Source organism: Nonomuraea sp. JJY05 (assembly GCF_043496855.1).
In the GTDB taxonomy this organism is placed as follows: Bacteria; Actinomycetota; Actinomycetes; order Streptosporangiales; family Streptosporangiaceae; genus Nonomuraea.
Genome location: NZ_JBIEIS010000043.1, coordinates 79,015 through 103,560, shown reverse-complemented (window position 1 = coordinate 103,560; position 24,546 = coordinate 79,015). Strand labels below are relative to the sequence as shown.

At 69.4% G+C, this 24,546-nt stretch carries 28 protein-coding genes and 2 pseudogenes; 13 read left to right on the top strand and 17 right to left on the bottom strand.

Annotation, left to right across the window (positions count from 1 at the left end):
* Window positions 1-13: 13 nt before the first annotated feature.
* Both ACFKCF_RS47285 and ACFKCF_RS47280 read right to left on the bottom strand, forming a co-directional pair.
* Window positions 14-313: a response regulator transcription factor gene (locus tag ACFKCF_RS47285; RefSeq protein WP_394501951.1), complete on the bottom strand. Its 300-nt coding sequence runs from the start codon at window positions 311-313 to the stop codon at window positions 14-16.
* A gap of 387 nt (window positions 314-700) precedes the next feature.
* The gene (locus tag ACFKCF_RS47280; protein WP_394501949.1) at window positions 701-823 is read right to left on the bottom strand and encodes a hypothetical protein; all 123 of its coding nucleotides are present in this window, start codon (window positions 821-823) and stop codon (window positions 701-703) included.
* A gap of 192 nt (window positions 824-1,015) precedes the next feature.
* Here ACFKCF_RS47280 and ACFKCF_RS47275 point away from each other — a divergent pair, with 192 nt between their 5' ends.
* Window positions 1,016-1,843 (top strand): pentapeptide repeat-containing protein, encoded by an 828-nt coding sequence (locus ACFKCF_RS47275; protein ID WP_394501947.1) that lies wholly within the window; start codon window positions 1,016-1,018, stop codon window positions 1,841-1,843.
* Window positions 1,844-1,901: 58 nt separating this feature from the next.
* Here the strand turns inward: ACFKCF_RS47275 and ACFKCF_RS47270 are convergent, their stop codons facing one another.
* The gene (locus tag ACFKCF_RS47270) at window positions 1,902-2,537 is read right to left on the bottom strand and encodes a recombinase family protein (RefSeq protein WP_394501945.1); all 636 of its coding nucleotides are present in this window, start codon (window positions 2,535-2,537) and stop codon (window positions 1,902-1,904) included.
* Window positions 2,534-2,863 (bottom strand): hypothetical protein, encoded by a 330-nt coding sequence (locus tag ACFKCF_RS47265; RefSeq protein ID WP_394501943.1) that lies wholly within the window; start codon window positions 2,861-2,863, stop codon window positions 2,534-2,536. Before ACFKCF_RS47265 ends, ACFKCF_RS47270 begins: the two co-directional genes overlap by 4 nt.
* Before the next feature lie 177 nt (window positions 2,864-3,040).
* On the opposite strand from ACFKCF_RS47265, the gene ACFKCF_RS47260 reads away from it, so the two are divergent.
* Window positions 3,041-3,772, top strand: a complete 732-nt coding sequence (locus ACFKCF_RS47260) for a class I SAM-dependent methyltransferase (protein WP_394501941.1) — start codon at window positions 3,041-3,043, stop codon at window positions 3,770-3,772.
* A 460-nt stretch (window positions 3,773-4,232) separates the two neighbouring features.
* On the opposite strand, the gene ACFKCF_RS47255 is transcribed toward ACFKCF_RS47260, so the two are convergent.
* Window positions 4,233-4,436, bottom strand: a complete 204-nt coding sequence (locus tag ACFKCF_RS47255) for a hypothetical protein (protein ID WP_394501940.1) — start codon at window positions 4,434-4,436, stop codon at window positions 4,233-4,235.
* Between the two features lie 361 nt (window positions 4,437-4,797).
* Between ACFKCF_RS47255 and ACFKCF_RS47250 the strand changes: the two genes are divergently transcribed.
* A complete protein-coding gene (locus tag ACFKCF_RS47250; protein ID WP_394501938.1) occupies window positions 4,798-5,772 on the top strand; it encodes a hypothetical protein in 975 nt (324 codons plus the stop codon).
* Between the two features lie 453 nt (window positions 5,773-6,225).
* Here the strand turns inward: ACFKCF_RS47250 and ACFKCF_RS47245 are convergent, their stop codons facing one another.
* Together ACFKCF_RS47245 and ACFKCF_RS47240 are read right to left on the bottom strand one after the other, a co-directional pair.
* On the bottom strand, window positions 6,226-6,906 hold the full coding sequence (locus ACFKCF_RS47245) for an IS5 family transposase (protein WP_394501936.1): 681 nt from the start codon (window positions 6,904-6,906) through the stop codon (window positions 6,226-6,228).
* A 354-nt stretch (window positions 6,907-7,260) separates the two neighbouring features.
* Window positions 7,261-8,292, bottom strand: coding sequence for a hypothetical protein (locus tag ACFKCF_RS47240; RefSeq protein WP_394501934.1), 1,032 nt, complete (start codon window positions 8,290-8,292; stop codon window positions 7,261-7,263).
* A 129-nt stretch (window positions 8,293-8,421) separates the two neighbouring features.
* Between ACFKCF_RS47240 and ACFKCF_RS47235 the strand changes: the two are divergent.
* From ACFKCF_RS47235 to ACFKCF_RS47205, 7 genes and pseudogenes are all read left to right on the top strand, one after another.
* A pseudogene (locus ACFKCF_RS47235) lies at window positions 8,422-8,888 on the top strand (IS5 family transposase); the annotation flags it as partial.
* Between the two features lie 33 nt (window positions 8,889-8,921).
* Complete coding sequence (locus ACFKCF_RS47230; protein ID WP_394501933.1) at window positions 8,922-9,305, top strand: alpha/beta fold hydrolase; 384 nt, start codon at window positions 8,922-8,924, stop codon at window positions 9,303-9,305.
* Complete coding sequence (locus tag ACFKCF_RS47225; RefSeq protein WP_394501931.1) at window positions 9,299-9,715, top strand: hypothetical protein; 417 nt, start codon at window positions 9,299-9,301, stop codon at window positions 9,713-9,715. The genes ACFKCF_RS47230 and ACFKCF_RS47225 overlap by 7 nt, the downstream gene beginning before the upstream one ends.
* 23 nt (window positions 9,716-9,738) lie before the next feature.
* A complete protein-coding gene (locus ACFKCF_RS47220) occupies window positions 9,739-10,140 on the top strand; it encodes an MBL fold metallo-hydrolase (RefSeq protein ID WP_394501929.1) in 402 nt (133 codons plus the stop codon).
* The gene (locus tag ACFKCF_RS47215; protein ID WP_394501983.1) at window positions 10,074-10,529 is read left to right on the top strand and encodes an MBL fold metallo-hydrolase; all 456 of its coding nucleotides are present in this window, start codon (window positions 10,074-10,076) and stop codon (window positions 10,527-10,529) included. The genes ACFKCF_RS47220 and ACFKCF_RS47215 overlap by 67 nt, the downstream gene beginning before the upstream one ends.
* 505 nt (window positions 10,530-11,034) lie before the next feature.
* On the top strand, window positions 11,035-11,190 hold the full coding sequence (locus ACFKCF_RS47210) for a hypothetical protein (RefSeq protein WP_394501928.1): 156 nt from the start codon (window positions 11,035-11,037) through the stop codon (window positions 11,188-11,190).
* A 542-nt stretch (window positions 11,191-11,732) separates the two neighbouring features.
* On the top strand, window positions 11,733-12,494 hold the full coding sequence (locus tag ACFKCF_RS47205; RefSeq protein ID WP_394501926.1) for an SDR family NAD(P)-dependent oxidoreductase: 762 nt from the start codon (window positions 11,733-11,735) through the stop codon (window positions 12,492-12,494).
* Between the two features lie 53 nt (window positions 12,495-12,547).
* Here the strand turns inward: ACFKCF_RS47205 and ACFKCF_RS47200 are convergent, their stop codons facing one another.
* Window positions 12,548-13,294 (bottom strand): TetR/AcrR family transcriptional regulator, encoded by a 747-nt coding sequence (locus ACFKCF_RS47200; protein ID WP_394501924.1) that lies wholly within the window; start codon window positions 13,292-13,294, stop codon window positions 12,548-12,550.
* Window positions 13,295-13,385: 91 nt separating this feature from the next.
* Here ACFKCF_RS47200 and ACFKCF_RS47195 point away from each other — a divergent pair, with 91 nt between their 5' ends.
* Window positions 13,386-13,760, top strand: a complete 375-nt coding sequence (locus ACFKCF_RS47195) for a nitroreductase family deazaflavin-dependent oxidoreductase (RefSeq protein ID WP_394501922.1) — start codon at window positions 13,386-13,388, stop codon at window positions 13,758-13,760.
* 177 nt (window positions 13,761-13,937) lie between these two features.
* Here the strand turns inward: ACFKCF_RS47195 and ACFKCF_RS47190 are convergent, their stop codons facing one another.
* Window positions 13,938-15,068, bottom strand: coding sequence for a winged helix DNA-binding domain-containing protein (locus ACFKCF_RS47190; RefSeq protein WP_394501920.1), 1,131 nt, complete (start codon window positions 15,066-15,068; stop codon window positions 13,938-13,940).
* Window positions 15,069-15,090: 22 nt separating this feature from the next.
* Window positions 15,091-15,516 carry a VOC family protein gene (locus ACFKCF_RS47185; RefSeq protein WP_394501918.1) on the bottom strand — a complete coding sequence of 142 codons (426 nt, stop codon included), beginning with the start codon at window positions 15,514-15,516 and terminating at the stop codon, window positions 15,091-15,093.
* Between the two features lie 96 nt (window positions 15,517-15,612).
* Between ACFKCF_RS47185 and ACFKCF_RS47180 the strand changes: the two genes are divergently transcribed.
* Complete coding sequence (locus ACFKCF_RS47180) at window positions 15,613-16,587, top strand: helix-turn-helix transcriptional regulator (RefSeq protein ID WP_394501916.1); 975 nt, start codon at window positions 15,613-15,615, stop codon at window positions 16,585-16,587.
* 63 nt (window positions 16,588-16,650) lie between these two features.
* Here ACFKCF_RS47180 and ACFKCF_RS47175 read toward each other — a convergent pair whose 3' ends face one another.
* The 7 genes and pseudogenes from ACFKCF_RS47175 to ACFKCF_RS47145 form a co-directional block, all read right to left on the bottom strand.
* Window positions 16,651-17,142, bottom strand: a complete 492-nt coding sequence (locus ACFKCF_RS47175) for a LysR substrate-binding domain-containing protein (protein WP_394501981.1) — start codon at window positions 17,140-17,142, stop codon at window positions 16,651-16,653.
* Between the two features lie 65 nt (window positions 17,143-17,207).
* Window positions 17,208-18,332: pseudogene (locus tag ACFKCF_RS47170) on the bottom strand (DUF4158 domain-containing protein).
* 112 nt (window positions 18,333-18,444) lie between these two features.
* Complete coding sequence (locus ACFKCF_RS47165; RefSeq protein ID WP_394501914.1) at window positions 18,445-18,933, bottom strand: DUF6192 family protein; 489 nt, start codon at window positions 18,931-18,933, stop codon at window positions 18,445-18,447.
* 145 nt (window positions 18,934-19,078) lie between these two features.
* Complete coding sequence (locus ACFKCF_RS47160) at window positions 19,079-19,669, bottom strand: TetR/AcrR family transcriptional regulator (RefSeq protein ID WP_394501912.1); 591 nt, start codon at window positions 19,667-19,669, stop codon at window positions 19,079-19,081.
* Between the two features lie 128 nt (window positions 19,670-19,797).
* Window positions 19,798-20,811, bottom strand: coding sequence for an NADP-dependent oxidoreductase (locus ACFKCF_RS47155; protein ID WP_394501910.1), 1,014 nt, complete (start codon window positions 20,809-20,811; stop codon window positions 19,798-19,800).
* Between the two features lie 74 nt (window positions 20,812-20,885).
* Window positions 20,886-21,797 carry an alpha/beta hydrolase fold domain-containing protein gene (locus tag ACFKCF_RS47150; protein ID WP_394501908.1) on the bottom strand — a complete coding sequence of 304 codons (912 nt, stop codon included), beginning with the start codon at window positions 21,795-21,797 and terminating at the stop codon, window positions 20,886-20,888.
* 73 nt (window positions 21,798-21,870) lie between these two features.
* Window positions 21,871-22,686: an oxidoreductase gene (locus ACFKCF_RS47145; protein WP_394501906.1), complete on the bottom strand. Its 816-nt coding sequence runs from the start codon at window positions 22,684-22,686 to the stop codon at window positions 21,871-21,873.
* A 411-nt stretch (window positions 22,687-23,097) separates the two neighbouring features.
* Between ACFKCF_RS47145 and ACFKCF_RS47140 the strand changes: the two genes are divergently transcribed.
* Window positions 23,098-24,534, top strand: coding sequence for a carboxylesterase family protein (locus ACFKCF_RS47140; protein ID WP_394501904.1), 1,437 nt, complete (start codon window positions 23,098-23,100; stop codon window positions 24,532-24,534).
* The last annotated feature ends 12 nt before the right edge of the window (window positions 24,535-24,546 follow it).

Below are 24,546 nucleotides of genomic sequence, written 5' to 3'. Positions count from 1 at the left end.
GAGTAGGGGGTACTCATATCTCCGCGTCGTGCACCAATATCGCGGCCTGAACGCGGTTGGCCAGGCAGAGCTTGGCCAGCGAACGGCTGACGTGCGCCTTCACAGTGGCCTCACTCATGGCCAGCTCCCTGGCGATCTCGCCGTTGGACAGCCCGCGCGCCACCCGCGCCACCACCAGCCGCTCGCGCGGCGTCAGCACCACCAGCCGCTCGCGCGCCTCCTCGCCCCTCGGCGGATCGCGGTCGGCGAACGCGCTGATCAGCCTCCGGGTGACGGTCGGCGCGAGCACGTAGCCGTCCACGGCGGCCCTCACCGACGCCCATGTCCGCCACCCCCGGCGGACGCACTTCTCCCCGGCTACCGCTACTGGGAACCGGATTGATCACCCTCTCGTCCGGTGGCGGGAGGCTGAACGGACCCGGCGGGAAACGCGAGCGGCGTCACTGACGCTCTCACGGCAGAGCGACTGACACTCTGTGGCACTTGGCACCTCGGGGGCACGGTTTGTCGCGGGAGCCAGAAACGACGGAGATGCCCAACGAGGTGTGCGTTCCCGGCGGACACGTCTACGGTCGAGTGCATGGGCTGGATGTTCGCGCTGTGAGGGCTGGGCGGTGGGCTGGCCATCGAGGCGCTCGACTTCATCAAGGCGGTGCGGCGGCTGGCCCTGGCGCTATCCGCATGGGCCGGGTGGCGGCTCCTACCTGGTCTCGGTGCTGGGCCGCGCGGCCGCGAGCGCGGTGGTGGCCGGAGCCGCCGGCGCGTCGGTCAACGGCATGACGCCCCTCATCGCCCTGGCGCTGGGGGCGGCCGCACCACTCATCCTGGAAAAGCTCAGCCAGCAAATCCCCGTGCAGGCCGACCTCCCCACCGTCGCCAGGCGTGACGAGACCCGCCGAGATTGGTCCGGCCGCCGCGGCGCCCGATCAGGGCGATCAGTCCAGGCCGGACGTCATCGCCGAGTCTGGGCCTGCGTCATCGGCCGATCCGGTCACCAGGCAGGTAGGAGAAAGCGATGCCGCGCGCTGACTCACTCGCGGGCCGGATCATCACAGCCTTCGCCCGTACCTCGCCCGCTTTCCGCCCGACCGGCGGCCGAAAGCCCGGACGGTCGTGGTGGCGAGCCTGGACCCGCATCACCCCGGCATTCGCCCCCTCCTGGCCCCCAGTGTGGCCCGGCGCGCTCCTGTCCGACGTTGACCTGACCCTCGCGGACCTGAGCAACGCGGACCTGGCCTACATGAACCTCACCCTCGCAGACCTGGCCCGTGCGAACCTGACCGGCGCGAACCTGAACCGCGCGCAGCTGGTCGACGCAGTCCTGACCGGCGCGGACCTCACCCGCACGAACTTGCCCAGCGCGAACCTGAACCGCGCGCAGCTGGTCGACGCAGTCCTGATCCGCGCGGACCTCACCCGCACGAACCTGCCCAGCGCGAACCTGGACGGCGCGTACGCGACCGGCGCCAATCTGAACGGCGCGCAGCTGGTCGACGCGACCCTGTTCGGTGCAGACCTGACCGACGCGGTCCTGACCCGCGCGAACATGACCGAAGCGAACCTGACCGAAGCGAACCTGACCCTCGCGGACCTGAGCGACGCGAACCTGACCGGCGCGAACCTGGCGGACGCGGACCTGACCCGCGCGGACCTGACCCGCGCGAATCTCACCCGCGCGGACCTGACCCGCGCGAATTTCATCGATGTGGTCTGGAGTGAGCGGACCCGGTGGCCCACAGGTCAGTGGGAGGCGCGCATGCGAGCGGCCTCCGAGCAGCTGCGGGACGGTCGGCTGCGGGTCCGCGCGGAGGGTGCCTCGGACAGCGCCCGGATCCACGCCTAAAACACCCCCAGACGGCGGCTGCATGGTGCGGACGCACAGAAGGCCCTGGAAGAAAGGATCAGCGTGAGGGCGCGGCGCCCGTGACGGTGGGCGGGTTGTCGTTCTCCAGCGCCCGGTACAACGTCGACCGCCCCACGCCGAGCTCCAGGGCGATCCGGGTGACCGACTGGCCACGCTCGCGCCGGGCCCGGGCGGCGGCGAGCACGTCCTCGGTGACCATGACCGGGCGGCCGCCGACCCGGCCGGCGGCGCGGGCGGCGTCCAGGCCCTCGTTGGTGCGCTCGGAGATGAGGTCGCGTTCCATCTCGGCGGCCATCGCCGCGACCAGGAACAGCATCTTGTCGGACATCGTCTGGCTGTTGGGGCGGTGGATGCCGGCGCAGATGCCGGTCAGGATGTGCAGGTTGATGCCGCGCGGCGCGAGCTCGTCTTCGAGGAAGACCAGCAGCTCCTTGACGCTGCGGGCGACCCGGTCGGGCTTGGTGATGACCAGCGTGTCGCCGGCGTTCATCGTCGCCAGGGTGGCCTGCAGCTTGGGGCGGTCCTTGCGGCGGGTGGAGATGGTCTCCTCCACGATGTCGCGGCAGTCGGCCGCGTTCAGCAGTTCCGACTGTGCGGCGTGGTCCTGGCCCCGGGTGGAGACGCGGGCGTAGCCGAGGCGGATCGCGTTCGACGGCTCGGCGGCCTCAGTCACGTGCGACGCCTTCCTCTCTCGGCTCGCTCCTGGCGGGCCTGCTGACGCTTGCGCCGGTCTTTCTCTTCCATGTCGGCGTCGGCCTCGATGATCATGTCTTGCTCGGCGGGCGTGAGATCCGTCCAGGCGGCGCTCTCGAAGAACGGCGCCGCAACATTGGGCGGCGTCATCCTGAGCAGCGCGGCGGTCAGGCGCGCGTGCACCCGGTCCATATCCGGCTCGGGTGTCGGTTTCCGAAGCCGCCTGCGCGGATGTCCGAAGTCCTCTGCACGGGTATGGGAGCCGCTTTGGAAGGTTTCATCGGACGAGATCCGAGTGTTGATCATCTTCAGTGGTGCGGCAGCCGTTCCCTCTCTTCGGCCCCGACCAGGCTTGATCGGTCAGGCCGGCGAAGCGCGCGGATGGCCGGTGCGCTCGTTAGGGGTGTCGTTCACTTGGTGAGCGGGTGGCGAGGCGCTGGAAATGATGTCGCCGAGCCTTCGGCTGAAGCGTAGGGTGCGGGCGTGCTTCCTGCTGATTTCTACACAGGCATCGTCGCCGAGTTGTATGGGCCGCTGAAGTCCGTCGCCCAAGATCCAGAGCCCTATGCGGCGTTTGTCCAAGAGGCTGGTTCCCCGGCTCTGGAACTGGGGTGTGGGGACGGGGATCCATTGATCGACCTGCGTCGGCGCGGCCTGGACGTCGAGGGTGTTGACTCCTCGGCGGACATGCTGCAGCGGTGCCGTCTCCGGGCACGGAAGCAAGGCGTCGATGTCGTCGTCCACCACCAGCGCATGGAGGCGCTCGATCTGCCGCGCCGCTACCGTGCGATCTTTCTTGCCGGGCCGACTTTCAACCTGCTCCCCGACGACTCGACCGCTCTGGCTGCCCTCCACCGCATCCGCAACCACCTCGCCGTGGGCGGCACCGCCCTGGTGCCGCTGTTTGTCCCATCGCCCACACCCGCCGAACGGATCGGCCGAGTGCGCACCGCGACGGCGGACGACGGTGCTGAGTTGCGTGTCTCGGTGTTGTCCGAGGAGCGTAGCGATTCCGCGCGGACGCAGACGACGGTGTTGCGTTACGAGCGGTACCGCGATGGCGAGAGCACCATCGTGGACCGCCCCTGGGTGCTGCACTGGTATACCCGCTCAGGATTCGAGAGCCTTGCCGCAGCCGCCGGCCTGATCGCGGTGTCGGTCCTGGAGACGCCAGGCGCCTCCGACCTGCAATTCCAGCTGCAAGCCGCCGGTTAAGACGTCGTCTCATTTGATGAGTCGGCGGTGCCAGATGAGGGCTGCGGCGTAGGCGATGAGCGGGCTGTCATCGATTCTCGGGAAGGGCCGGACTCCAACCAGTGGATGTCAATCAGGTGGCAGCGAATCCGCGTACGCAGCAGTTCAGTGACGCACTGATGGCTGCCCCTCAGGTCCATCGTTATCTGGGGTAGTCAAGCGAACTATCCGGGTGGAACGCCGGGAAGCAGGTCCGACACGACGCCCTCGCCCGCACGCCACCGGCCGAGCAGCACATACACCTGACGCCGCGAGATCCCCAGCTCGGCCGCTGCCGCATCCGCGGCCGCCAATCCCAGTCGTGGCTCGGCGGCCAGCCGGCCGATCAGCTCCGCCTAGCCCGCTTCCGGCTTCCCCATCCGTCGCGGCGCCGCCGGCCGCCCAGTCCGGCTACGGGCGGCCGATCGGCCAGGTACGGCCTCTAGATCTGGAGGTGCATCCGGCCATCGACGCCGGCGCCGCGGCCGTCGGGCACGGCGAGCTGCCCGCCTACCTGCCCCGCGCACACGATGAGGTGCTCGCCGGGATCGTAGCTGAGGCCCGGGGCGGGGCCAGCCGGATCGTGGTGCTGGTGGGCGGATCCTCCACCGGCAAGACCCGCGCCCTGTGGGAGGCCGTACGCCAACTGCCGGAACCGTGGCGCTCTGGCACCCGATCAATCCCGGCCCCCCGAGCCGCCCTCGCCGACCTGCGGAGGGCCGGCCCGCACACGGTGATCTGGCTGAATGAGACCCAGCACTACCTGTGCACCGCTGATGACATCGGCGAGCAGGTCGCCGCCGGGCTGCGCGACCTGCTCCGCTCCCCCGATCGAGGGCCAGTCCTGGTGGTGGGCACCCTGTGGCCCGAGTACGCCGCGATCCTGTCGGCCGTCCCGGCCCCGGGTCAGCCGGATCCGCACGCCCAGGCCCGGGACTTACTCATAGGCGCCGAGTTACGGATCCCGGAGGCCTTCAACCGGCCTGGAGCTGGAAACGGCCGTCCACATGGCCAATGCGGGCGGGGATCCCCGATGGGCAGAAGCACTACAGCAGGCCCGCGCCGGGGCGCTGACCCAGTATCTGGCCGGCGGCCCGGCCCTGATCGGGCTCTACCAGAAGGCCGCCGCCGAGGCCCGGGCCGTGCTGCACGCGGCCATGGACGCCCGCCGGCTCGGCCACCGCGTGGCGCTGCCCCGATTGCTGCTGGAACAGGCCGCCGCCGGCTACCTGAACGAGGATCAGTGGGACCTGCTGGGCGATGACTGGCTGGAACGGGCCTTCGCCTACCTGACTGACCCCCGGCCCTGCCGGGGAGCACTGCCCCCCTTGACTCGAATCCGGCCCCGCCTCGGAACCGGCAACACCAAGCCGCAAGGAGAAGAACCGTCCTATAGGCTGGCCGACTACCTGGCACAACATGGCGCCCGCACCCGCCGCCTGATCTGCCCACCGGCGGAGTTCTGGGACGCCGCCACCCGCCACGCCGCCACCCCCGCCGACCACTCCGCCCTGGCCCGCGCCGCCAATGCCCGGGGCCGCTACCGTCACGCCTACAACCTCTGGCAACGTCCCGCCGACCGTGGCGACACTGCCGCGCTTGGAGCCCAGATCGAGATGCGGGAGCGGACGGGAGATCGGGAGGGCGCCGAGCAACTGGCCCGCGCCGGCGACCCCGCCCTGCTGCGGAACCTAGCCGCGATGCGGGAGCAGGCGAGAGACCAGGCAGAGGCCGAGCGGCTGTACCGCGCCGCCGCCGACGTCGGCAACACCGCCGCGCTGTCGGCCCTGGCCCGGCTTCGGGAGCAGGCAGGAGACCAGGCGGAGGCCGAGCGGCTGTACCGCGCCGCTACCGACGCCGGAGACACTTGGGCGCTGCAGGCCTTGGCCCGGAAGGGCGGGCGACTAGACACGGGTGGTCGATGGTCTGACCTACTGCGGTTCGGCCTGGAAGCGGACGGACGGGTGGCGGACCCGTGGTGAGAACGGTGCGCACACGATTGCGCAGCGCTTCATTAGTACTCGCGGGGATGGGGCCGTAGAGGGCTGGTCCGATCTTGTTGATGTAACCCTGGTGGGACCATTGGGACAGTTGGACACGGAAGCTGTTGATGTTCTCGATTCCGAGGATATCGGCCAACTCTGCCCCTTTCCAGGCTCGCCATGGCTGAGCGGCCAAGAGTTCCAGGACCTTGCCGCGCCGGTCGGGACTGGACAGCTCCGGAAGCGGTGGCGGGTCGCCCCAGCGGTTAGGGGGTGGTTGACCTGCCAGTTCGCGCGTCAGGCGGCGGGTCATCTGGTGCGCGGTAGCCCACCAAATCAGGGCTTCGTGGTGCTCGAGCCTGCGTTCGTAGATCCGGACGAGCCGGCGGTAGCGGGCCAGCCAGGCAAACGTTCGCTCTGCCACCCACCTGCGAGGCAACACGACGAAGCCCCTCAGGTCGTCGGAGCGCTTGACGATCGCGACGGCCACACAAGGCCCTGCCTGGCCCAGGTCACCAAGCGCCCGGCGTTGCCGCCGTCCGCCCACACCAGCGTGATGGTGGAGAACTTCTCCCGCAGCAGGGCGAGCAATGGGTGTTCGCCGTCACGGTCTTGGACCGACGCGGCGGTGGCGATCACACACAGCAACAGCCCGAGCGTGTCGACCGCGATATGCCGCTTCTGCCCATTGATCTTCTTGCCCCGGTCAAAACCGCAGGCCGCGGCCCCGACGGTCTCGGCCGCCTTGACCGTCTGGGAGTCGATGCACCCAGCCGTCGGCAGCTCGCCCCGTCCGGCCATGACCCGCAGCCTGCCGCGCAGCCGCCCAGCGAGCCGTTCGGGCAGACCACGCCGAGACCAGCGCAGGAAGAACCCATACACCGCCTCGTGTAGGGGAAAGTCGACCGGCAGGGCCCGCCACTCGATCCCGTACCTGGTCACATAGCCGATCGCGTCCAGCATCGCCCGCAGGTCATGTACCATCGGCCGACCCGTGGTCGCGATCAGTTCGGCCATCACCGCCCGCGCCTCGCCTTCCAGCACCGCCCACTCGGCATCGGTCAGATTCGACGGATATGACGGCTTCCGGCCATGACACCGGCACCCCGGTGAAGCACAATCACTGGCGTCCACGGACGCGAGCGTGCAAACAGACAACCACGAGCTCCTGGCCGCCGAGATGCGTAGACAACACCTCAGCTACCAGGAGCCCGCTCCCATTCACGGGTCAACGACCCGAAGTGACCGCATCTCAGTGATCTCCTGACCCCACCGTCGAGTATCAAATCCCTATGTCAGCAGGCACGCGCAGAGCTACCACCGCTACAGACAAGGGCTCAATGCTTCGAGAGGCACCCGAACTGCATCGCGTTCGAGATTCACGAGCACAGCACTCGGCCGCCGACCATGGCCGCGACGCTCAATCGTGGGAATCCGGTCAGGGTGCGACTGCATCGAGCACACACGAGGGATCACAGGTTTGACGACCTACTGGATGCTCCAGCGGTGCGGATGCGAGGGAACGGGGCAGGCGAAGACGTTCAGCTGACCCCAGTTACCCACCGCGACCTCGGTCGGCGTGGCGAACCGGTGCGTGGGCAGGTCCTGCTCCTCAATCGGCTTCCAGCTGCCGCTGCCGCCGTCCCACTCGCGGCTGTCGATGGTCAACAGTAGGTCCATCGGTGCCGTGCAGGTCCGGCAGTCCATGGGAGACGGGTCGGTCACGTGCCACGACGCGAACCCTCCGACGCGCCAGCCGGGCGGAATGGACAGGTCGAGCTGGTAGTAGGTGGGCGCCTCGGGTGCATCGTCGTCCACCGTCTCTTCGGCCTCCTCCTCGAGGGCTTCCTCCCAGGCGTCAATCCGGGCGCGCAGGTTCTCGGGCAGCAGTCCGGCGAACGGGTAGGTGGCCACTTGTTCCGGGTGCAGCACGCAGGGCTCCGGTACGTACCCCTCAAAGCCAACGACCGCTGGTCGGGGTGGCGCGGCCAGGACCTCGGCTACCTCGGAGGATCGGCGCCAGCGGAGGTCCAGCGACATGCCGTAGCCGGTGGGTCCGTGCAGGTCGAAGGGGCACCAGAACACCTGGAGCAAGTCGCACCCGTCCGGTCCCGCCAGCAGGTCGGGAACGTCCCGCCGGTACAGCTGGGCGACGCCGATCATCGGCAGCGGATCGGTGTCGGCCACCCCCGCGACGCGATGCTTGCGCGCCAGCTCCTCCAGGAGTGCCTGCTCCTCCGTCGTGGGACCCGGATCCGAATCGCGAGCCCAGGCGGCTGCGAGGACCTGTCGCTCCCGATGGATGTCCGCGGGGCGCCGGCCGGTCCCGCGCTTGTGCGGCTCCGTGCATACTGGCCATGGCTCGTCCGCCGGCCACAGAATTGGCCCGCCCACGGAACTGGACGACACGTCCGGGCTTCCCGGACGAGGGTGCAGCCGGGTAGTCGTGCCGCGGTAAGCGGCCAGCTCCGGGAAGAGCACCTCAACATCGAGCGGGCGCCGCGGGGTGGTCCTCGTCACGGATGCGATCTTAGACAACACCTCAGCTACCGGGAGCCCGCTCCCATTCCCGGGTCAATGGCCCGAACACGACCAAACCCGACCGTCTCCTGGCTCGAACTCCGACACCAAATCCCTTTGTCAGCAGGCTCTAAGGTTCATCTGGCCGCCGACCGCAAGTGCCGCCCACTGGCGTTCGTGCTGACCGCAGGCCAGGCCGCCGACAGCTCGCAGTTCATCCCCATGTTGGGGAAGATACGGGTCCGCGCCCCCGTCGGCCGCCCCCGCACCCGGCCGGACGCGGTCGCCGCCGACAAGGCCTACTCCTCCCGCGGTAACCGGGCCCACCTGCGCGGACGCGGTATCAAGGCAGTGATCCCGGAGAAGAGAGACCAGGCCGCCAACCGGAAGAAGAAGGGCTGCGCGGGCGGTCGGCCTGTCAGCCACGACGCTGGCCTCTACAAGGAGAGGAACACCGTCGAGCGCCTGATTGACAAGCTTAAGGCCTGGCGAGGCGTCGCCACTCGATCCGACAAGACCCGGGCAGCTACCTCGCCGGCCTCCATCTGCGCGCCTCAATGATCTGGGTCAAGGACCTCACCCGGACCACCAGTTGATCACGACCCAATACGCGCCCGAGGAGAACCCGCATGAGACCCGACACCATCGTCCTGATCCACGGCTTCTGGGTCACCCCGCGCAGCTGGGAGAACTGGGTCGCCCACTACGAGGCCAAGGGCTTTCGGGTGCTCGCCCCGGCCTGCCCCGGCTTCGAGGTCGAGGTCGAGGCGCTCAACGCCGACCCCACCCCCATCGAGCAGGTCACGGTACCGCAGATCATCGACTCATTGGAGAAGCTGGTTGGCGGCCTGGACCAGCCGCCCATCCTCATGGGGCACTCGGCGGCGGCGTCTTCACCCAGATCCTGCTCGACCACGGCTACGGCGCGGCCGGCGTCGCGATCAACTCCGCGCCCACCGAAGGCGTCCAGGTCATCCCGCTTTCCCAGCTCCGCGCCACCTTCCCGGTGCTGAAGAACCCCGCCAACCGCCACAAGGCCGTCGGCTTCACCTACGACCAGTGGCGCTACGCCTTCACCAACACCTTCCCCGAGGACGAGGCCCGCGCCACCTACGAGCGCTACCACGTCCCGGCTTCCGGCCACATCTTCTGGGGCAGCGCCCTGGCCAACATCAACCCCGGCAAGGACGACAGCTGGGTGAACTACCACAACGACGACCGCAAGCCGCTGCTGTTCATTTCCGGCGAGCACGACAACCTCATGCCGCCCAAGGTCCAGCGCTCCAACGCCAAGCACTACAAATCAGCCAAGACCATCGCCGAAGTGACCGAGTACCCCGGCCGCTCCCACCTGATGCCCGCTCAGGACGGCTGGGAAGAGATCGCCGACCACGCCCTGGCGTGGGCCCTGCACCACAGCTGACACCTTCAGAAGGAGCGCGTTCCATGTCGGACGTCAGGTTCACCCACATCGGCGGTCCCACCGTCCTCATCGAGTTCGACGGCTGGCGACTGCTGACGGACCCGACCTTCGACGCCCCCGGCCGGACCTACGCGTTCGGCTGGGGGACCTCCTCCCGCAAACTCACCGGTCCCGCCCTCCCCGCGGCCGACATCGGTCCCGTGGACGCCGTCCTGCTCACTCACGACCATCACGGCGACAACCTCGACAACGCCGGGCGCGCCCTGCTGACCACCCCAGAACGACGATCACCACCTCCTCGGGCGCCCGCCGCCTCGGCGGGACCACCCGCGGCCTCAAAACCGGACAAACCACTCGGCTGGAGGCGCCCGGCCGACCGGCGATCGAGATCACCGCCACCCCGTGCCGGCACGGGCCGCCACTGAGCCGGCCCATCACCGGCGAAGTGATCGGCTTCGCCCTCACCTGGCCCGGACAGGCCCACGGCCCGCTCTGGATCACCGGCGACACCGTCTACCACCGCGCGCTGCGCCGGGCCGCCGCCCGCGTCCGGCCGGGCACGGTGCTGCTCCATCTGGGCGGCGTCGGCTTCCCCCTCACCGGTCCGCTGCGCTACACCATGACCGCGCGACAGGCCGTACGGCTGTGCGCGGCCATCGCCCCGCGCACGATCCTGCCGGTGCACGACGAAGGCTGGCAGCACTTCCGGCAGGGCCGTGACGGCATCGATCGGGACCTCCTGCGCGCGCCGAAGGAGATGGGCAGCCGGTTTCACTGGCTGCCCATCGGACCGGCGGAACAGGTCCGGCTCTAGATCACAGCCTGACCTCGCACGCAGGGCCTCCCGCATTCCGGCAGTGACGGGCCTTCACCCCATCTCCACCTGGGCAGCCGAGCCCGCCCACCCCGGATCCACCCATGGAAGGAACACAGCATGACCTCCACTCAGCTCGACAACTTGACGACCGCTGCCTTGCGGGATGGGTTGAGGCGGCGGGCTGAGCGACCCCGCCGCCCGCGATGCTAGGGTCCGGCCATGGGTCACGAGCGATCAACGGGGCCGACCGGCTTCACGTAGTCCGCCAGGAGATACCTGGCGGTGCTACCGAGGGAGCCTCGTGTCCCGCACTGCCCATCACATTGACCGCCCGGTTCTCGACCGAGACGGCCCGTGGCGATCGGTGACGATAGTCGATCTCCGGTACAGCGCCGCATGCCTGCGTGGGGCAGAACGAGCCGGTCGTCGAGCACGTCCGGCCGTCGTCCGCCGCAGGATCGACGTCTACTCCTGGGCCAGGGCCGATCCTCGGGACCGCTCCGTGGCGCAATGGGCCAAGATCGAGGAGCGTCGGGCGCGCCAGTGCCTGCGTCTCCAGCTCGAGATGATCCGTCGGTACGCCAACGCCACCGAGCCTGTCGACGATCTCGAGGTCCACCCTGCCCGACACCGCCGCAACGCCATCTGGCAGTACTGATCGGGGGATAGGGCCCTCATCGCACCGGCATGAACTGCCGCGTACCGTACCGGCGGCACTATGGAGCGTCTCGGCTGTGCCGCTGGTACCAGCCAAGAACCGGCCGATCTTCTCCCTGGAGTCGGCTCTGCTCAGTGCCTGGAAGCTGCCGATGCCGCAGTACCTGTTCTCGTAGGGCTCTGGCTTTCCCGAATAAATCTACATTGTAAAGGCGCTGGGTGCTGGTCAAACTGGCCAAAGTGACAAAACAAAGCGGGCTCCGCCCGCCTTTCCTCTAAAGGAACAGCCACCATCGCGAGGCGTGTTTTGTGACCAGCGTGCCGCCCGGCGTGCGCTTGCCCTCATCGCGAATGATCATGGGTGGGCTGGGGAGTGTGGGGTGGGAGGCTTGCGGTAGGGCCGATCTGTGCGCTTTTCCGCCTCGGGTGGGTGTCGGAGGTCGTGTGTATTCTGGCTGGTTAGGGGAGTGTTCGGTCCGGTGCCCGCAGTTTTGACGGGGTCTTGTGGCCGGTGGGGGCGGCCCGCGCGCCGGACTCTTCTGCATGCCGATCAAGGGCTCGATCATGGAACTTCAGAACCAGACCGCTCTGGTGACCGGCGGCGGCTCGGGCATCGGTCGTGCGACGGCGCTGGTGCTCGCCCGCGAGGGAGCCTTCGTCATCGTCGCCGGTCGCAATGCCGGCCATCTCGCCGAGACGGTCGCGGAGATCGAGGGGGCGGGTGGCCGGGCTCGTGCCGTCCCCACGGACCTCAACGATCTGGAGGCGCTGCGGCGGCTCGCTGATGGAGCCGGTGACGTTGACATCCTGGTCAACAACGCGGGTGTCTACCCCTTCATGCCGACTCCGAAGCAGGATCTGGAGTCGTTCATGCAGGTGTTCGACACCAACGTACGGGGACCGTTCTTCCTGACGGCCGCCCTCGCGCCGAGGATGGGGGCCAAGGGGTACGGCAGCATCGTCAATGTCAGCTCGATCGCCGCCCTTCAGGGCATTCCGGATGCCGCCGCCTACGGGGCGACGAAGGCTGCTCTTGACGCGCTCACTCGCTCGTGGGCCGCTGAGTTCGGTGATCGCGGGGTCCGGGTCAACTCTGTCGCCCCTGGCAATACCAGGACCGACAACGTGGTGAAGGCCCTCGGTGAGGAGATGTTCGAGGAGTGGGGGCGGACGGGCAACCCGCTCGGCCGCCTCGGCCGGGCGGAGGAGGTCGCCGAAGCGATCCTTTTCCTTGCCTCTCCGCGGTCGAGCTATATCACCGGGGTTACTCTGCCCGTCGATGGTGGCTATGTGGCGCGTGGCTGAGCCGGCCGGGTGGCCGTGCTCCGCGGCCGTGTCCCGACTTCATGGGCGGGCTTTTATGGCAGGTCTTGGGGCAGGGTCGGCCAGGTCGGTCCGCGGGGGTGGCCGCTGGGCCGCGGAGCGTTGGCCGGCGGTTCAGGGGTGTCTGGGTTTGGTGTCCGGCGTGCTTCGAGCGCGTCCAGGATGAGGTCCAGGCCGTAGTCGAATTCGCCGGTGTGGTCGTAGCCGGGCCGCAGGGCGTGGTCGACGATCATCTCGGTGAGGTATGGCAGCTCGTCCGCCGGCAGGTGCTCCAGGATGCTGCCGGCCACTTCGTGGACATCGTCCGGCGTCCTGACCGGCAGGCTCGCCTCCTGGAGGACGAATCCGCCGATGTAGCTGTCGATGAGGGAGACGGCGTGTGCGGCCATCGGCAGGGTGAACCCCGCTTTCCGCAGGACGCCGAGGACTGCGTCGTGGTGGCGGAGTGTCGCGGGCCCCGGGTTGCGGCGGGAGTCCATGAGGCCGAGAGCCCAGCTGTGCTGTGACAGGACAGTACGTGCGGAGGAGGCGCGTGCGCGGATGGCGTCGCGCCAGTCGTCGCACTCGGCGCCGGGGAGCTTGATCGCGGCGAACACCATGTCGACCACGCCGTCGAGGATGGCGTCCTTGTTCGGTAGGTGGTGGTAGAGCGACATCGCCTCCACGCCGAGTTCCTGTGCGACCCGTCGCATCGTGATCGCCTCGACGCCGCCTCGGTCGGCGACCCGGATCGCGGCTTCCAGCACGAGATCTCTGCTGAGCGGTTGGGGTGGTGGTGGCATGACGGCTCCGGGAGTGCGGGTTGACAGCCTTACAACTGTAAGCCAGCCTTACAGGTGTAAGCCCTCTCGGGCGAGAGAAAGGGGATGCCCGATGCCGATGCCGAAGTGGTGGGGGCAGGTGAACAAGAGGGTGTTCAACCCTCGCGCGATCGCGAGTGGGGGGTGGCCCGTGCTGGTGCACGTCGGTCGTGTTTCCGGCGCTACTTATCGCACCCCGCTCGAGGCGCATCCGGTCGACGGCGGCTACCTGTTCGTGCTGGTGTACGGATCGCGCTCGGACTGGGTGCAGAACGTGCTGGCGGCCGATGGTGCGCGGCTCCGGGTCGAGGGGAGGGAGGTGGCACTCGCCGCCCCGCGCCTCGTCGGGGAGGACGAGGCGTTCCGGGCGCTCCCCGACGAGGTGGCACGCCCGCCGAGGCTGCTGCGCGTCACCGAGTTTCTCCGTATGGACCTGGTCGCGAACTGACGATCGGGGTCCAGGCGCCCGCGCACGCCCGGGCGACCGAGGTGCCGGTGCGCATCCCCACGCCGCGGTACGGCATGCTGCTGATCGAGGTGACCGACGACGGCGCCGGCTTCGACCCCGGGGCAGGGGTTCCCCGAGGCCCGGGCGAGGCGTCCACCGGCCGCCGGGTGAGGCGCCTCAGCCGGCGCCGATCCGCACGCGGTGACTGACGCCGCCGGAGTCACCGGAGCAGTCGGAGTCACCGGAGTCGGCGGACAGGAACGCTGCCAGCTCCCGCCCCTGCTCGGCGACGGCGTCGCGGTCGGCTCCGGACAGTTCGACCAGCGGCGTGACGGCCACCGTGCCGGCCTCGACGGTCCAGGTCGCGGCGACCCGGCCGTCGACCAGGACCACGCGTGCGCCGGCCACCGACAGGCCGCGGTGGGCGTCGTCGATGATCCGGCCGCGGTCGTGGTAGCCGAGGATCGCGTTGTCGAAGGCGGGCAGGAACCGCACCGGCGCGGGCGTGTCCGGGTCGGGACGTGGCGCGTCGGGCAGGTCCAGCAGTTCCCGGCCCCGCTCGTCGCGGAAGGAGACGAGCTCGTCGCGTACCGCGGCCACCGCGGCCGGCAGCCCGGCCAGGCCGCACCAGGCGCGCAGGTCGGCCGAGGCGGCCGGGCCGTAGGCGGCCAGGTAGCGCCGCACCAGCGCCTGGCCGACCGGGTCCGAGCCGTTCGGGGCGGGCGGGTCGATCTCGCGCCCCAGCCAGGAGGACAGCAGCGCGTTGCGTACGCCCGCCTTCGTCCGCCACAACCCGCGCGGCGGCAGTTGCACCATCGGGATGAGGGCGGCGACCAGCATCTCGCCCAGCACCCGCGGCCCCGGCGCCGGCCAGCGGTCGGCGACCGCCCGCCCGATCTCGCCCATCGAGCGGGGTTGCCCGTCGGCCATCACCGCCAGGCCCGCCGCCAGGAGCTCGTCGAGGTCCACCCCGTCGAGCTCGCGGCGGTAGGTCCCGAGCATCCGCTGGCGCAGCATGGCGTCGTGGCGGGCGCGCCAGGCCAGGGCGTCTTCGGCGGTGAGGAGGTGGACGGTGCGGCGCATGAGAATGGTCCGCACCAGGCGCCGCCCGGTCAGCAGGTCCGAGAGCACCGCGGGGTCGAACGCGCGCAGCCGCGACCAGAGCCCCACGAACGGCTCCTGCGGCTCCTGCGCCTGCAGGCCGCACAGGTGCGCGACGGCGTCCGGCACCGGTAAGTCGGCGCGGTCGAGCAGCAGCTGCCGCGCCAGCGTCGCGCGGTTGAGTGTCCGGGTGTCGAGCACAGTCATGCGATCATCCTGCCGCAGGTGATCAGGACGCGTCGTACGGGCTGACGACGTCGATCACCCAGGTGACGCCGAACCGGTCCGTCAGCATCCCGTACAGCGGGGCCCACTGCGCGGGCGCGAGGGGCTGGACGACGCTCGCCCCTTCGGAGAGCTTCTCCCAGTACGCGGTGATCTCCTCGGCCGTCTCGCCGCGCACCGAGACGAAGAACGCGTTCTCCCCCCGGCTGTAGGGCAGGCGTGAGGGCACGTCGTAGGCCATGATCCGGAATCCGTCGGCGGAGCTCACCTGGCCCCACATCACCTGGTCGGCCTCGGACGGCTCCTGGACGTTGCCGGCGTCCTTGTAGGTGACCACGGCCAGGTCCCCGCCGAACACGGACTGGTAGAAGGTGAGCGCCGCCTGGGCGTCTCCGCGGAAGTTCAGGTGGGTCACGGTGTTCACGGACACGGTGTGCTCCTTTTGTCGGTTGTCTTCCCGGTTGCCGACCACACTCCCAGGGGTAGCGGTCAGGTTGTGGCCTCTTCTTCGGGCGATACTGGGTGGGTGCAGAAAACCTCGTCCCGGCTGCTGTCGTTGCTCTCGCTGCTTCAGGCGCGCCGGGACTGGCCGGGGGCGCTGCTGGCCGAGCGGCTCGGCATCAGCCCGCGCACCGTGCGCCGCGACGTCGACCGGCTGCGTGAGCTCGGCTATCCGATCGTGGCCGTCAAGGGCCCCGACGGCGGTTATCGGCTCGACGCGGGTACGCGGTTGCCGCCGCTGCTGTTCGACGACGAGCAGGCCGTCGCCCTGGCCATCGCGCTCCAGGCCGCCACGACGACCGGCGCCGGCATCGAGGAGGCCGCGGCCCGTGCGCTGACCACCGTCCGGCAGGTCATGCCGGCACGGTTGCGCCACCGCATCGACGCCCTCCAGATCACCGCTGTCGAGCGGTATGCGCCCGATCCCCAGGTCGACAGCGGGGTGCTGGTGTCGGTCGGCGCCGCCGTACGTGCGCGGGAGGTGCTGCGTTTCGACTACGCCTCGCCGGGAGGCGACGGCGGTGCGTCGAGTCCGCCGCGCCGGGTGGAGCCCCACCACCTCGTCACCTGGGGCGGGCGCTGGTATCTCGTGGCCTGGGATCTCGACCGGGAGGACTGGCGTACCTTCCGGGCCGACCGGATCGCGCCGCGCACCCCGGCCGGGCCCCGCTTCACCCCGCGTGAGCTGCCCGGGGGAGGGGTGGCCGCGTTCGTGGCCGATCGGTTCCGGGGCTCCGGCGGCTCCGGCGACTGGCCCTGCCGCGGCGAGGTCATCCTGGGCCTGCCGGCCGCCGCCGTGTCCCCCTACGTCCATGAGGGGGTCGTGGAGGAGCTGGGCCCGGACCGGTGCAGGCTCGTCCTGGGTTCCTGGTCATGGATCGGGCTGGCCGCGAGCGTCGGCAGGTTCGACGCCGACATCGAGGTCGTCGGCCCGGCCGCGCTCAAGGACGCCTTCGCGCACCTGGCCCGCCGCTACGCCGGCGCCGCGAACTCTTCCTGATCGTAGGTGGGTCTTTCCGTCCCGACGTGGCACCGCTGCTCGGCGACGCGCAGGGCCCTTCGTTCAGAATTCGAGTTCGCCGACGTCGCGGGCAGCGTGGGCGAAGTGGCGGATGAGGTCGTTCTCTGCTGCGGTGCTCCAGATGAGTGCCCAGCGCAGCGGCGGCGCGTCGCGGATGGGCACATGAACCGTGTCGGGCCGGACGTAGTAGCGGGTGTAGCGGGTGGAGTGACCGTAAACCGGTGAGACGGCCTCTCCGGCGGCGAGGATGGGGAGCATTTCCTCGCCGGTGGAGACGGTCGGTCCGATGCGGATGGGCCGGCCGCTGGGGGTGCGGGTGGGGACGATCGCCTCGCGCCAGTAGCCGGGGTGGGCGCCGCCCATGACGATCTCGTCGCCGAGGTCTTCGTAGCTCACCGATGTCCGCGTGGCCAGTCGATGCGTGGCTGACACGGCCAGCACGGGGTGTTCGGTGGAGATGATCGGGCCCACGGTGAGGTCGCGCTCCTCGACCGGGAGCCAGGCCAGCAGTACGTCGACCTCTCTGGCACGCAGTGGTCCGAAGGGATCGCTGAAACTCGCCTGCCAGTAGGCAGCGGAACGGTGAACCGGGGCTGGTGTTACATCCGTTGACGCGGCACCGTGCTCAGGTCCCAGCCGGCCGCGCCCAGGTCGCGCAGTTCTACGTACCCGTCCAGGGCTCTGACCAGGCCGGTGCCGCTGACGTCGGTGGGGCTTTTGCGTAATCGGTCCAGCCGGGAGACGCGCCGGCCCGCCTCGACCTTGACCAGGTTCTCCAGGACGGTGGCCTGGTTGGGGCTGGGGGCGGCGGCCAGCAGCGCGTACTGGCGGGTGGCGACGCGCTCGCGGAGCGCGGCGATCAGCCGTTCCAGGGTGGTGACGCCGGGAAGCAGGATCTTGGCCTCCACCAGGCGGTGGGTGGCCAGGTCGAACAGCACGATCGGGCGCTCGCCGGTGGTCCAGGCCCGTTTGCAGAACCAGCAGGCCAGCGCGGACCACTGCTCGCCCGCGAAGGCGGTGTAGCCGTAGCTGGTGCGGATCTGCTCGCGGTGATCCCAGCGGGCCACCTTCTCGCCGTATCCCTTCAGGTCGGCTGCTTGCAGGCCGAGCTGCTCGGCGACCTAGTCGACCACCGCGGCGGGAACGTCCTCGGGATCGTCGAGGAAGCAGTTCAAGAACCGGGCGGTGCCCAGGTGCACGGCCCAGCCGAGCTGGTTGCGAGCGCCGTTGGCGGCCATCGCCCGGCGCCGGTCGTCGGCATCGAGGTGGAAGAAGGCCCCAGCTGGGTGATGTCGGGGACGGCGTTGAAGACGCCGTATCGGCTGCGTTGTTCGGGGGACAGGAAGCTGACCGGCATGGGGGCCTCCAGGCATGCCAGGGCGTCCTCGCCTCGCACGGCGTGGGACGCCCGTGGATATCGGCAGCGGCCAGGTCAGATGATCAACGTGACTGGATACGTGGTGGGGGGCAGTGGACACCCGGCTACCGGGTGGGGCAATGCGGTGATTGGGCTGCAGGAATGCGCGGATCGTGGCGGCGATGGCGCGGTAGTCGGGGCCGAGCCAGATCATGTGGGTGTCGGCGTGGCTTTCCACCAGCGTTGCTCGCGGGACTGCCGCGGCCAGGGACTGGGCGTGGGCGAAGGGCACTGGGCGGTCGTTGCGGCTGGCGATCACCAGGGCGGGCTGGCCGACGCGGGCGATGCAGTCGGTCACCGGGAGCATGTGGGCGACGAAGCCGTGGCCCGAGCGAATCGAGGCGTACAGTTCGGCCAGCCTGGCGCGGTCGGTGGCGTGCAGCCGGGCCAGTACCTGCCCGGCGGGCAGGACGGATAGCTCACCGGTGAGCAGCCGCAAGCCCAGCCCTGGCGCGAGGCGGATCATGCTGCGCACCAGCGCCCAGGTGATGGCCTCGGCCCTGGGGTGGAACAGCAGCCGCCCGCCGAGGCGAGTCAGCCGATCGGGCCAGGGCAGGAACCCGACCGCGCTTTCGAAGTTGGACGTGGATTTCACCCCGCTGCGCGAGCACGATCTGACCGCTGCCGGCCTTGGCCAGGCCGCGCCTGAAAGACGGGGATCGGGGCCGGCGCAGGAAGTCCGTCGCCACCCGCGCGGCCGCCTGCTCATCGGTGGCCAGGTCGTAGACCGCCTCCACCTTCTCCTGAACCGACTGAGGAGTCTCCACCCGCCGGCCCACCAGCCGTTTCGCCGCGTCCCCCGTCCACTCGAACTTCCCCGTCCGCGGATGCCTGGGCGGGTTCAGGATGCGCTCGATCTCCTCGTACCGCGTGCGCGAGACACTCCCGACCTTCGTGCCTGCGGGCAATCAGGCCACCCCCTGCACGGCACGGGGCGCCAGCTCTCCTCCCGCCGGCGACAAGCCCGGCCCACTCCACGAGCGTCGACCCGCCACCAGATCCAGAGCAACCAATGGCCTGGGCATGCGTATACGAGCCTTCCAATTCAGGTTGTCAGCGGGATTCCTGTGCGCTGAGCAGGGTGAGCGCGTTGCGGATGCCCTCTTCGAGGAGTTCGTCGGAGAGTCGCCGGTCGGCCAGGGCGCGGGAGAGCTGCAGCGTCCCGACCATCATGGCGTAGACGCTGAGGATCCTCGTGTGCACCGAGCGCGGATCGGCGGGCGCCAGGCGAGCGGCGATGCCGTCGATGACGGCGAGCACGCCGTCGGTGTACGCCTGCTTGGTCTCGTCCGCGCAGCGCCCGATCTCATCGAGGAGTGCCGCGGAGGGGCAGCCGTCGTCGGGACTGTCGCGGTGCTGGGGCGACAGATACCACCGTACGATCTGCTCGACTCCGGCGATGCCGGGGGCCGCTCGCTCGATGACGTTCGCGTACTGGGTGCGCAACTGGTCCGCGACCGCGCTGGCCACGAGGTCGTCCTTGGATGCGAAGTGGGTGTAGAAGGCGCCGTTGGTCAGTCCGGCGTCCGCCATCAGCGTCGAGATGCCTGAGCCGTCGATACCGTCCCGCTTGAACCGGCGGCCGGCGGTCTCGATGATCCGTTGCCTCGTCGCCTGCTTGTGCTCTTTCCCGTAACGCGTCACGAGCTCGCTCCTTTGTGCTCCGGAAGGGTCACCCGCGCTTCGCCATCGTATTGGATTGCGAACGTACTCCAATGGTGTGCTGACGGTGTCTTGGAGTACCGACACGCCTTCTCTGCAGCCGGCCCGATTCAGTCGTTGTCGGGCGCCATCGAGATCACGACCTTTCCGGCCGTGGTACGGCCCTGCTCGACGTACGCCATCGCCTCGAGCGTCTGGTCGAAGGGGAACGTTCGGTCGATGACCGGGCGGAGCTGTCCGTTGTCGTACAGGGCGCCGAGTTCACGGAGCTGGGCGCCGCTGGCCTTCATGAAAAAGAACTGATAGCGCACACCCAGGGCCTTGGCCTGCTTGCGCACTTTGCGGCTGAGCGCGGTCATGACCACGCCCATGAACGACGGGGCGTCGAGTTGCCTGGCAAACCCGACGTCCGGCGGGCCGACGACACCGATGGCCAGGCCGCCCGGCTTCAGCACAGTCAGCGACTTCTCGAGGTTCGCCCCGCCAAGGGAGTCCAGCACCAGGTCGTAGCCGGACAGCACCTGCGAGAAGTCTTCCTTGGTGTAGTCGACGACGATGTCTGCGCCGAGGCTCCTGACCAACTTCTCGGTGCGAGAGTTCGTGGTCGTCGCCACCGTGGCACCGAGGTGCTTGGCGAGCTGGATGACCGTCGATCCGAGGCCACCGGCACCGGCGTGGATGAGCACCTTCTGACCCGGCATCACGTGGGCGCGGTCGACGAGGATCTGCCAGGCGGCCAAGGCCACCAGCGGCACCGCGGCCGCCTCGCGCAGGGTGAGTGACTCCGGCTTGGGCGAGACGTCGTCCTGGTCGATCGCAATGAACTCGGCGAAGCCTCCGATCCGCAGGTCGCGGGGACGTGCGTAGACCTCGTCGCCGACTGTCAAGTCGCGCACGGCCGACCCGACCTGCGTCACGATGCCGGCGACGTCGTGGCCGAGCACGAACGGAGGCTTGTACTTCAGGAGTCGTTTGAACTCCCCGTTGCGGACCATTTTGTCCAGCGGGTTGATGCTGGTGGCGCTCACTCGGACCAGGACGTCGCCGTCCCCGACGGTGGGCACGGGAACGTCTGCGGCGCGTAGCCCGTCCTTGCCGTACTTCTCGACGACGAATGCCTTCATGTCAGCCATCCCTTTGCGTGGTCTTCTCGGTTGCCTTCTCGGCGGACGATGCGCATGTCCGGGCAGCTTCCACATCAGCTGCCGAGGTGCCGGCGGAGCCACTGACCCATCTGCTCGATCGCCCGGTCCACCTCGGGCACGCGCCCCGCGCCCAGGATGAACGAGTGCTGGCCCTCGGGCAGCGGGCGGACCTCGGAGAGGATCTTGAAGTAGGCGAGCCGGCGGCCGAAGTCGGCTGCCTCGCCGGCAAGCGTCTCGTACTCGCCGTAGTGGAGGGCCGTGGGCGGCAGGCCGGTCAGGTCGGCGTTCGCGATGCTGATATCGGGGTCGGTGAAGTCCACGCCGGGGTCCTGCAGCCAAGCCGCTCGGAACTGCTCGAGGATGCCCCGGCTGAGCATCTTGTCGAATTCCTCGTTCTCGTCCACCTTCGGGTTGCTGATGGTGAGGTCGGTCCACGGCGAGATGCTGATGATCGCCCCAGGGACTGCCTCGCCCTTGGCGAGCAGGCGCAGCGGCAGCGCGACCGCGAGCGTGCCGCCGATGGAGTGGCCGGTGCTGCCGATGTTCCGCGGCTCGTAGCCCTGCGCGAGCAGCCAGCGGTAAGCGGTCTCGGCGTCGTCGATCTGCGCCGGGTGGGGATGCTCGGGCGCCAGGCGGAAGCCCACGACGAGTGAGCGGGCTCCGGCCGCCTTGGCGATGTGGCCGGCGGCCTTGCGGTCCGATGCAATCGAGGCCGCGACCGATCCGCCGAAATGGAAGTGGAGCAGCGCCTTGTCGGGGTCGGCGCCCTCAGGGATGGCCCACAGGGCGGGGACGCCGTCCGCGTCCACCTCGGCGTAGGTGACGCCTTCCGGCTCGGTCGATGCCGAAGCATGTGTGTCGACGATGTCGCGGACGACGGCCAGGTCGAGGCCCGGAGTCGACGCCTTCGCGCGCACGCTTTCGAGGAACTGCGCAAACTGCTGTGCTTGCGAGCTGATTCCCATGGTGATGCTCCTTGCCAGGTCAGGCTGAACGCGCCTCTCGCGCGCACTGCAGGTCGATGGGCCGGGTGCGACGTCAGCCGGGCATCCGGTTGAATCTGCGGATCTGCTTGTCGAAGATCCCGGCGGGGACGAGGCGTCGCGCGGTGGTGATGCGTGAGGCGAGCGGTCCGGCGGTGTAGCGCAGCCTCGGTTTCGGGGCGGTGGCTGCCGTGACGATCTCCTTGGCGACGACGGCGGTGTCGTCGCCGGTCTTCATCGCCGCAGCGACCACTTCGTCGAAGACACGCCGCCGCTCCGCATACAGCGGCATCGGGGTGTCGGGCTGCGCGGCATTGGCATCGAAGGGGGTCCGGGTGTAGCCGGGCTCGACGAGCAGGACGCGGACGCCGTGCTCGCGGACCTCGTGGTCCAGGGACTCGGAGTAGCCCTCGATGGCGTGCTTCGCGGCGACGTAGAGGGCCATGTAGGGCTGCGGGATGACGCCGAGGACGGATGAGAGGTTGACGATGCGGCCACGGCCCTGGGCGCGCATGTGCGGCAGGACGGCCTTCGTCATGCGGACGAGACCGAAGAAGTTGAGGTTGAAGAGGCTCTGGGCCTGGGCGACGGAGTTCTCCTCGGCGGCGCCGGCCGAGCCGAGACCGGCGTTGTTGACGAGGACGTCGATCCGTCCGAACCGTTCGATCACTTCCTGGACGGCGGCGGTGACGGATTCGTCACTGGTCACGTCGAGGTCGAGGAAGGTCACACCGGCGGGCGGGGTGAGTGCCGAGGTGTTCCGTCCGGTTCCGATCACCTCGAACCCGGCTGTGACGAAGGCGCGAGCGGTTGTGTTACCGATCCCCGATGACGCCCCCGTTACGAGTGCTACCGGCCGATGTGTCGCCATCACAGACTCCCTATGTCATTGAATTACGATCGTTTAGCTTATGGTCGTAAGGCTATAGCGGGACTGCGCGGATGGCAAGGAGCGGCTTCGGTGGTCGCCGGGAACCGGCCCTCGAGGCGGATCGGATCGGATTTTGGTGCTACGCCGGAGGAGGCTTGCATTCGGTACCTAGGAGACCCCGTGCCTGCTCGGCTGGCTCTCCCTGGCAAAGACCCGGAGGGGGCCCTCGATCCCGAGCGGCCATCGGGGGGAGCTCCGGGGGTGTCTCCTGGCGACTATGAGTTGTCCGCCTCCAACGAGCCGGTATGCCGGAAGCGAGCTCATCATGGATGAGTGCCGCGGATCTCACCGTCCGTGACGGCGACGCGGCAGCCCTGACGCGACACCCTCCCTGTGCCCGAAGGAGATGCCATGACCGCCACCGCACCTACGGCCCCGACTGCACCAGGGGTGCGGTCTTGGTGGGGGATCCCGTACGCCACCGCCGAGCGGTACCGCCGCCCCGTGCTCATGGACTTCGATCCAGACCGCGCCTATGACCGCAAGGGCGTCGTGTCCCTCCAGCCCGACAGCGGTGACTGGCTGGAGGCGGACAGCGGGATGGGCGAGGACTGCCTGAACCTGAACGCGTGGGCTCCCGAGGAGCCTGCCGGGCAGGCGCTCCCGGTGGCCGTGTACATCCACGGCGGCGGATTCGAGTACGGCGCGAACACGCAGACCACCTCGAACGCCTCCGGCCTCGCCGCGACGGGACGCGTAGTGGGCGTGTCGATCAACTACCGGCTCGGCGCACTGGGTGCGCTCTCGCTCTCGCAGTACGGCGGGCGGCTGGCGGAGGCCAGCAACCTCTTCCTGCAGGACATCATCGCCGCGCTGACCTGGATCAAGCGGAATATCGCCCACTTCGGCGGCGACCCCGACAACGTCACCGTCTACGGCCACAGCGGCGGCGCCTACTCCACCTTCGGGCTGCTCGGCGCCTCCTCCGCCGACGGCCTGTACCGGCGCCTGGCCGGGTTCTCCGGCGGGCCCGCTCGTAGCATCCCGGCCTGGTGGGCCGAGGAGCTCGCGGAGCGGTTCGTCACCGAGCTCGGTGTCGCGGGCAACCCTGAGAAGCTGATCGACCTCGACACGGCTGGTCTGGTGGCCGCCCTGCACAAGGTCGCCCCGACAGACCTCGGAGTCCGCGGCGGAGTGGACAACCAGGCCACCGGCGTCGTCCTCGACACCGGACAGCCCGGCGCGGTGATGCACGCCCACCCGATGGACCTCCTGGCCTCGGGCTCGCACCGCGATGTAGACGTGCTGCTGAGCATGGCCAGCGACGACATGGGCTGGTGGGTGGCGAACGACCTCGACCGGTTCGACCCGCACACTCTCGACCGCGTCACCGACGAGGTCGCGGGGTGGCGCATTTCCCGCTCCCGCGCCAAGAAGATCGTCGATGCCTACGACCAGGGCGGCCGTACGCCGGTCGAGGTCCGCGCCGCGCTCATGGCGGACTACCTCTTCGCGCTCCCCGCGGCCCGCGGTGCCCTGGCTCACGCCGCCGCGGGAGGCGACGCCCATCTCCTGATGATCGGGCCCGCCGAGGGCGCGCCCGCATACCACGGCACCGAGACGTACGCCCTGGTCGGTCAGGAACAGCCGGGCCGCAGCCCGGCACAGGCCGAGCGTGACACGCGTATCCGCGACATCGTGCTCGACTTCGCCACCGGCGAGCAGTCCCGCCTGTGGCCCGCGGTCACGGACCGGTCCACCTCGGGAAGCGTCGGCAACCCTCCCTTCGAGGCCGGCGCCCACTACCAGGCGGCCCTCAACCTGTGGGAGGGCATCGACCGCCCCTGACAGCCTTCGGGC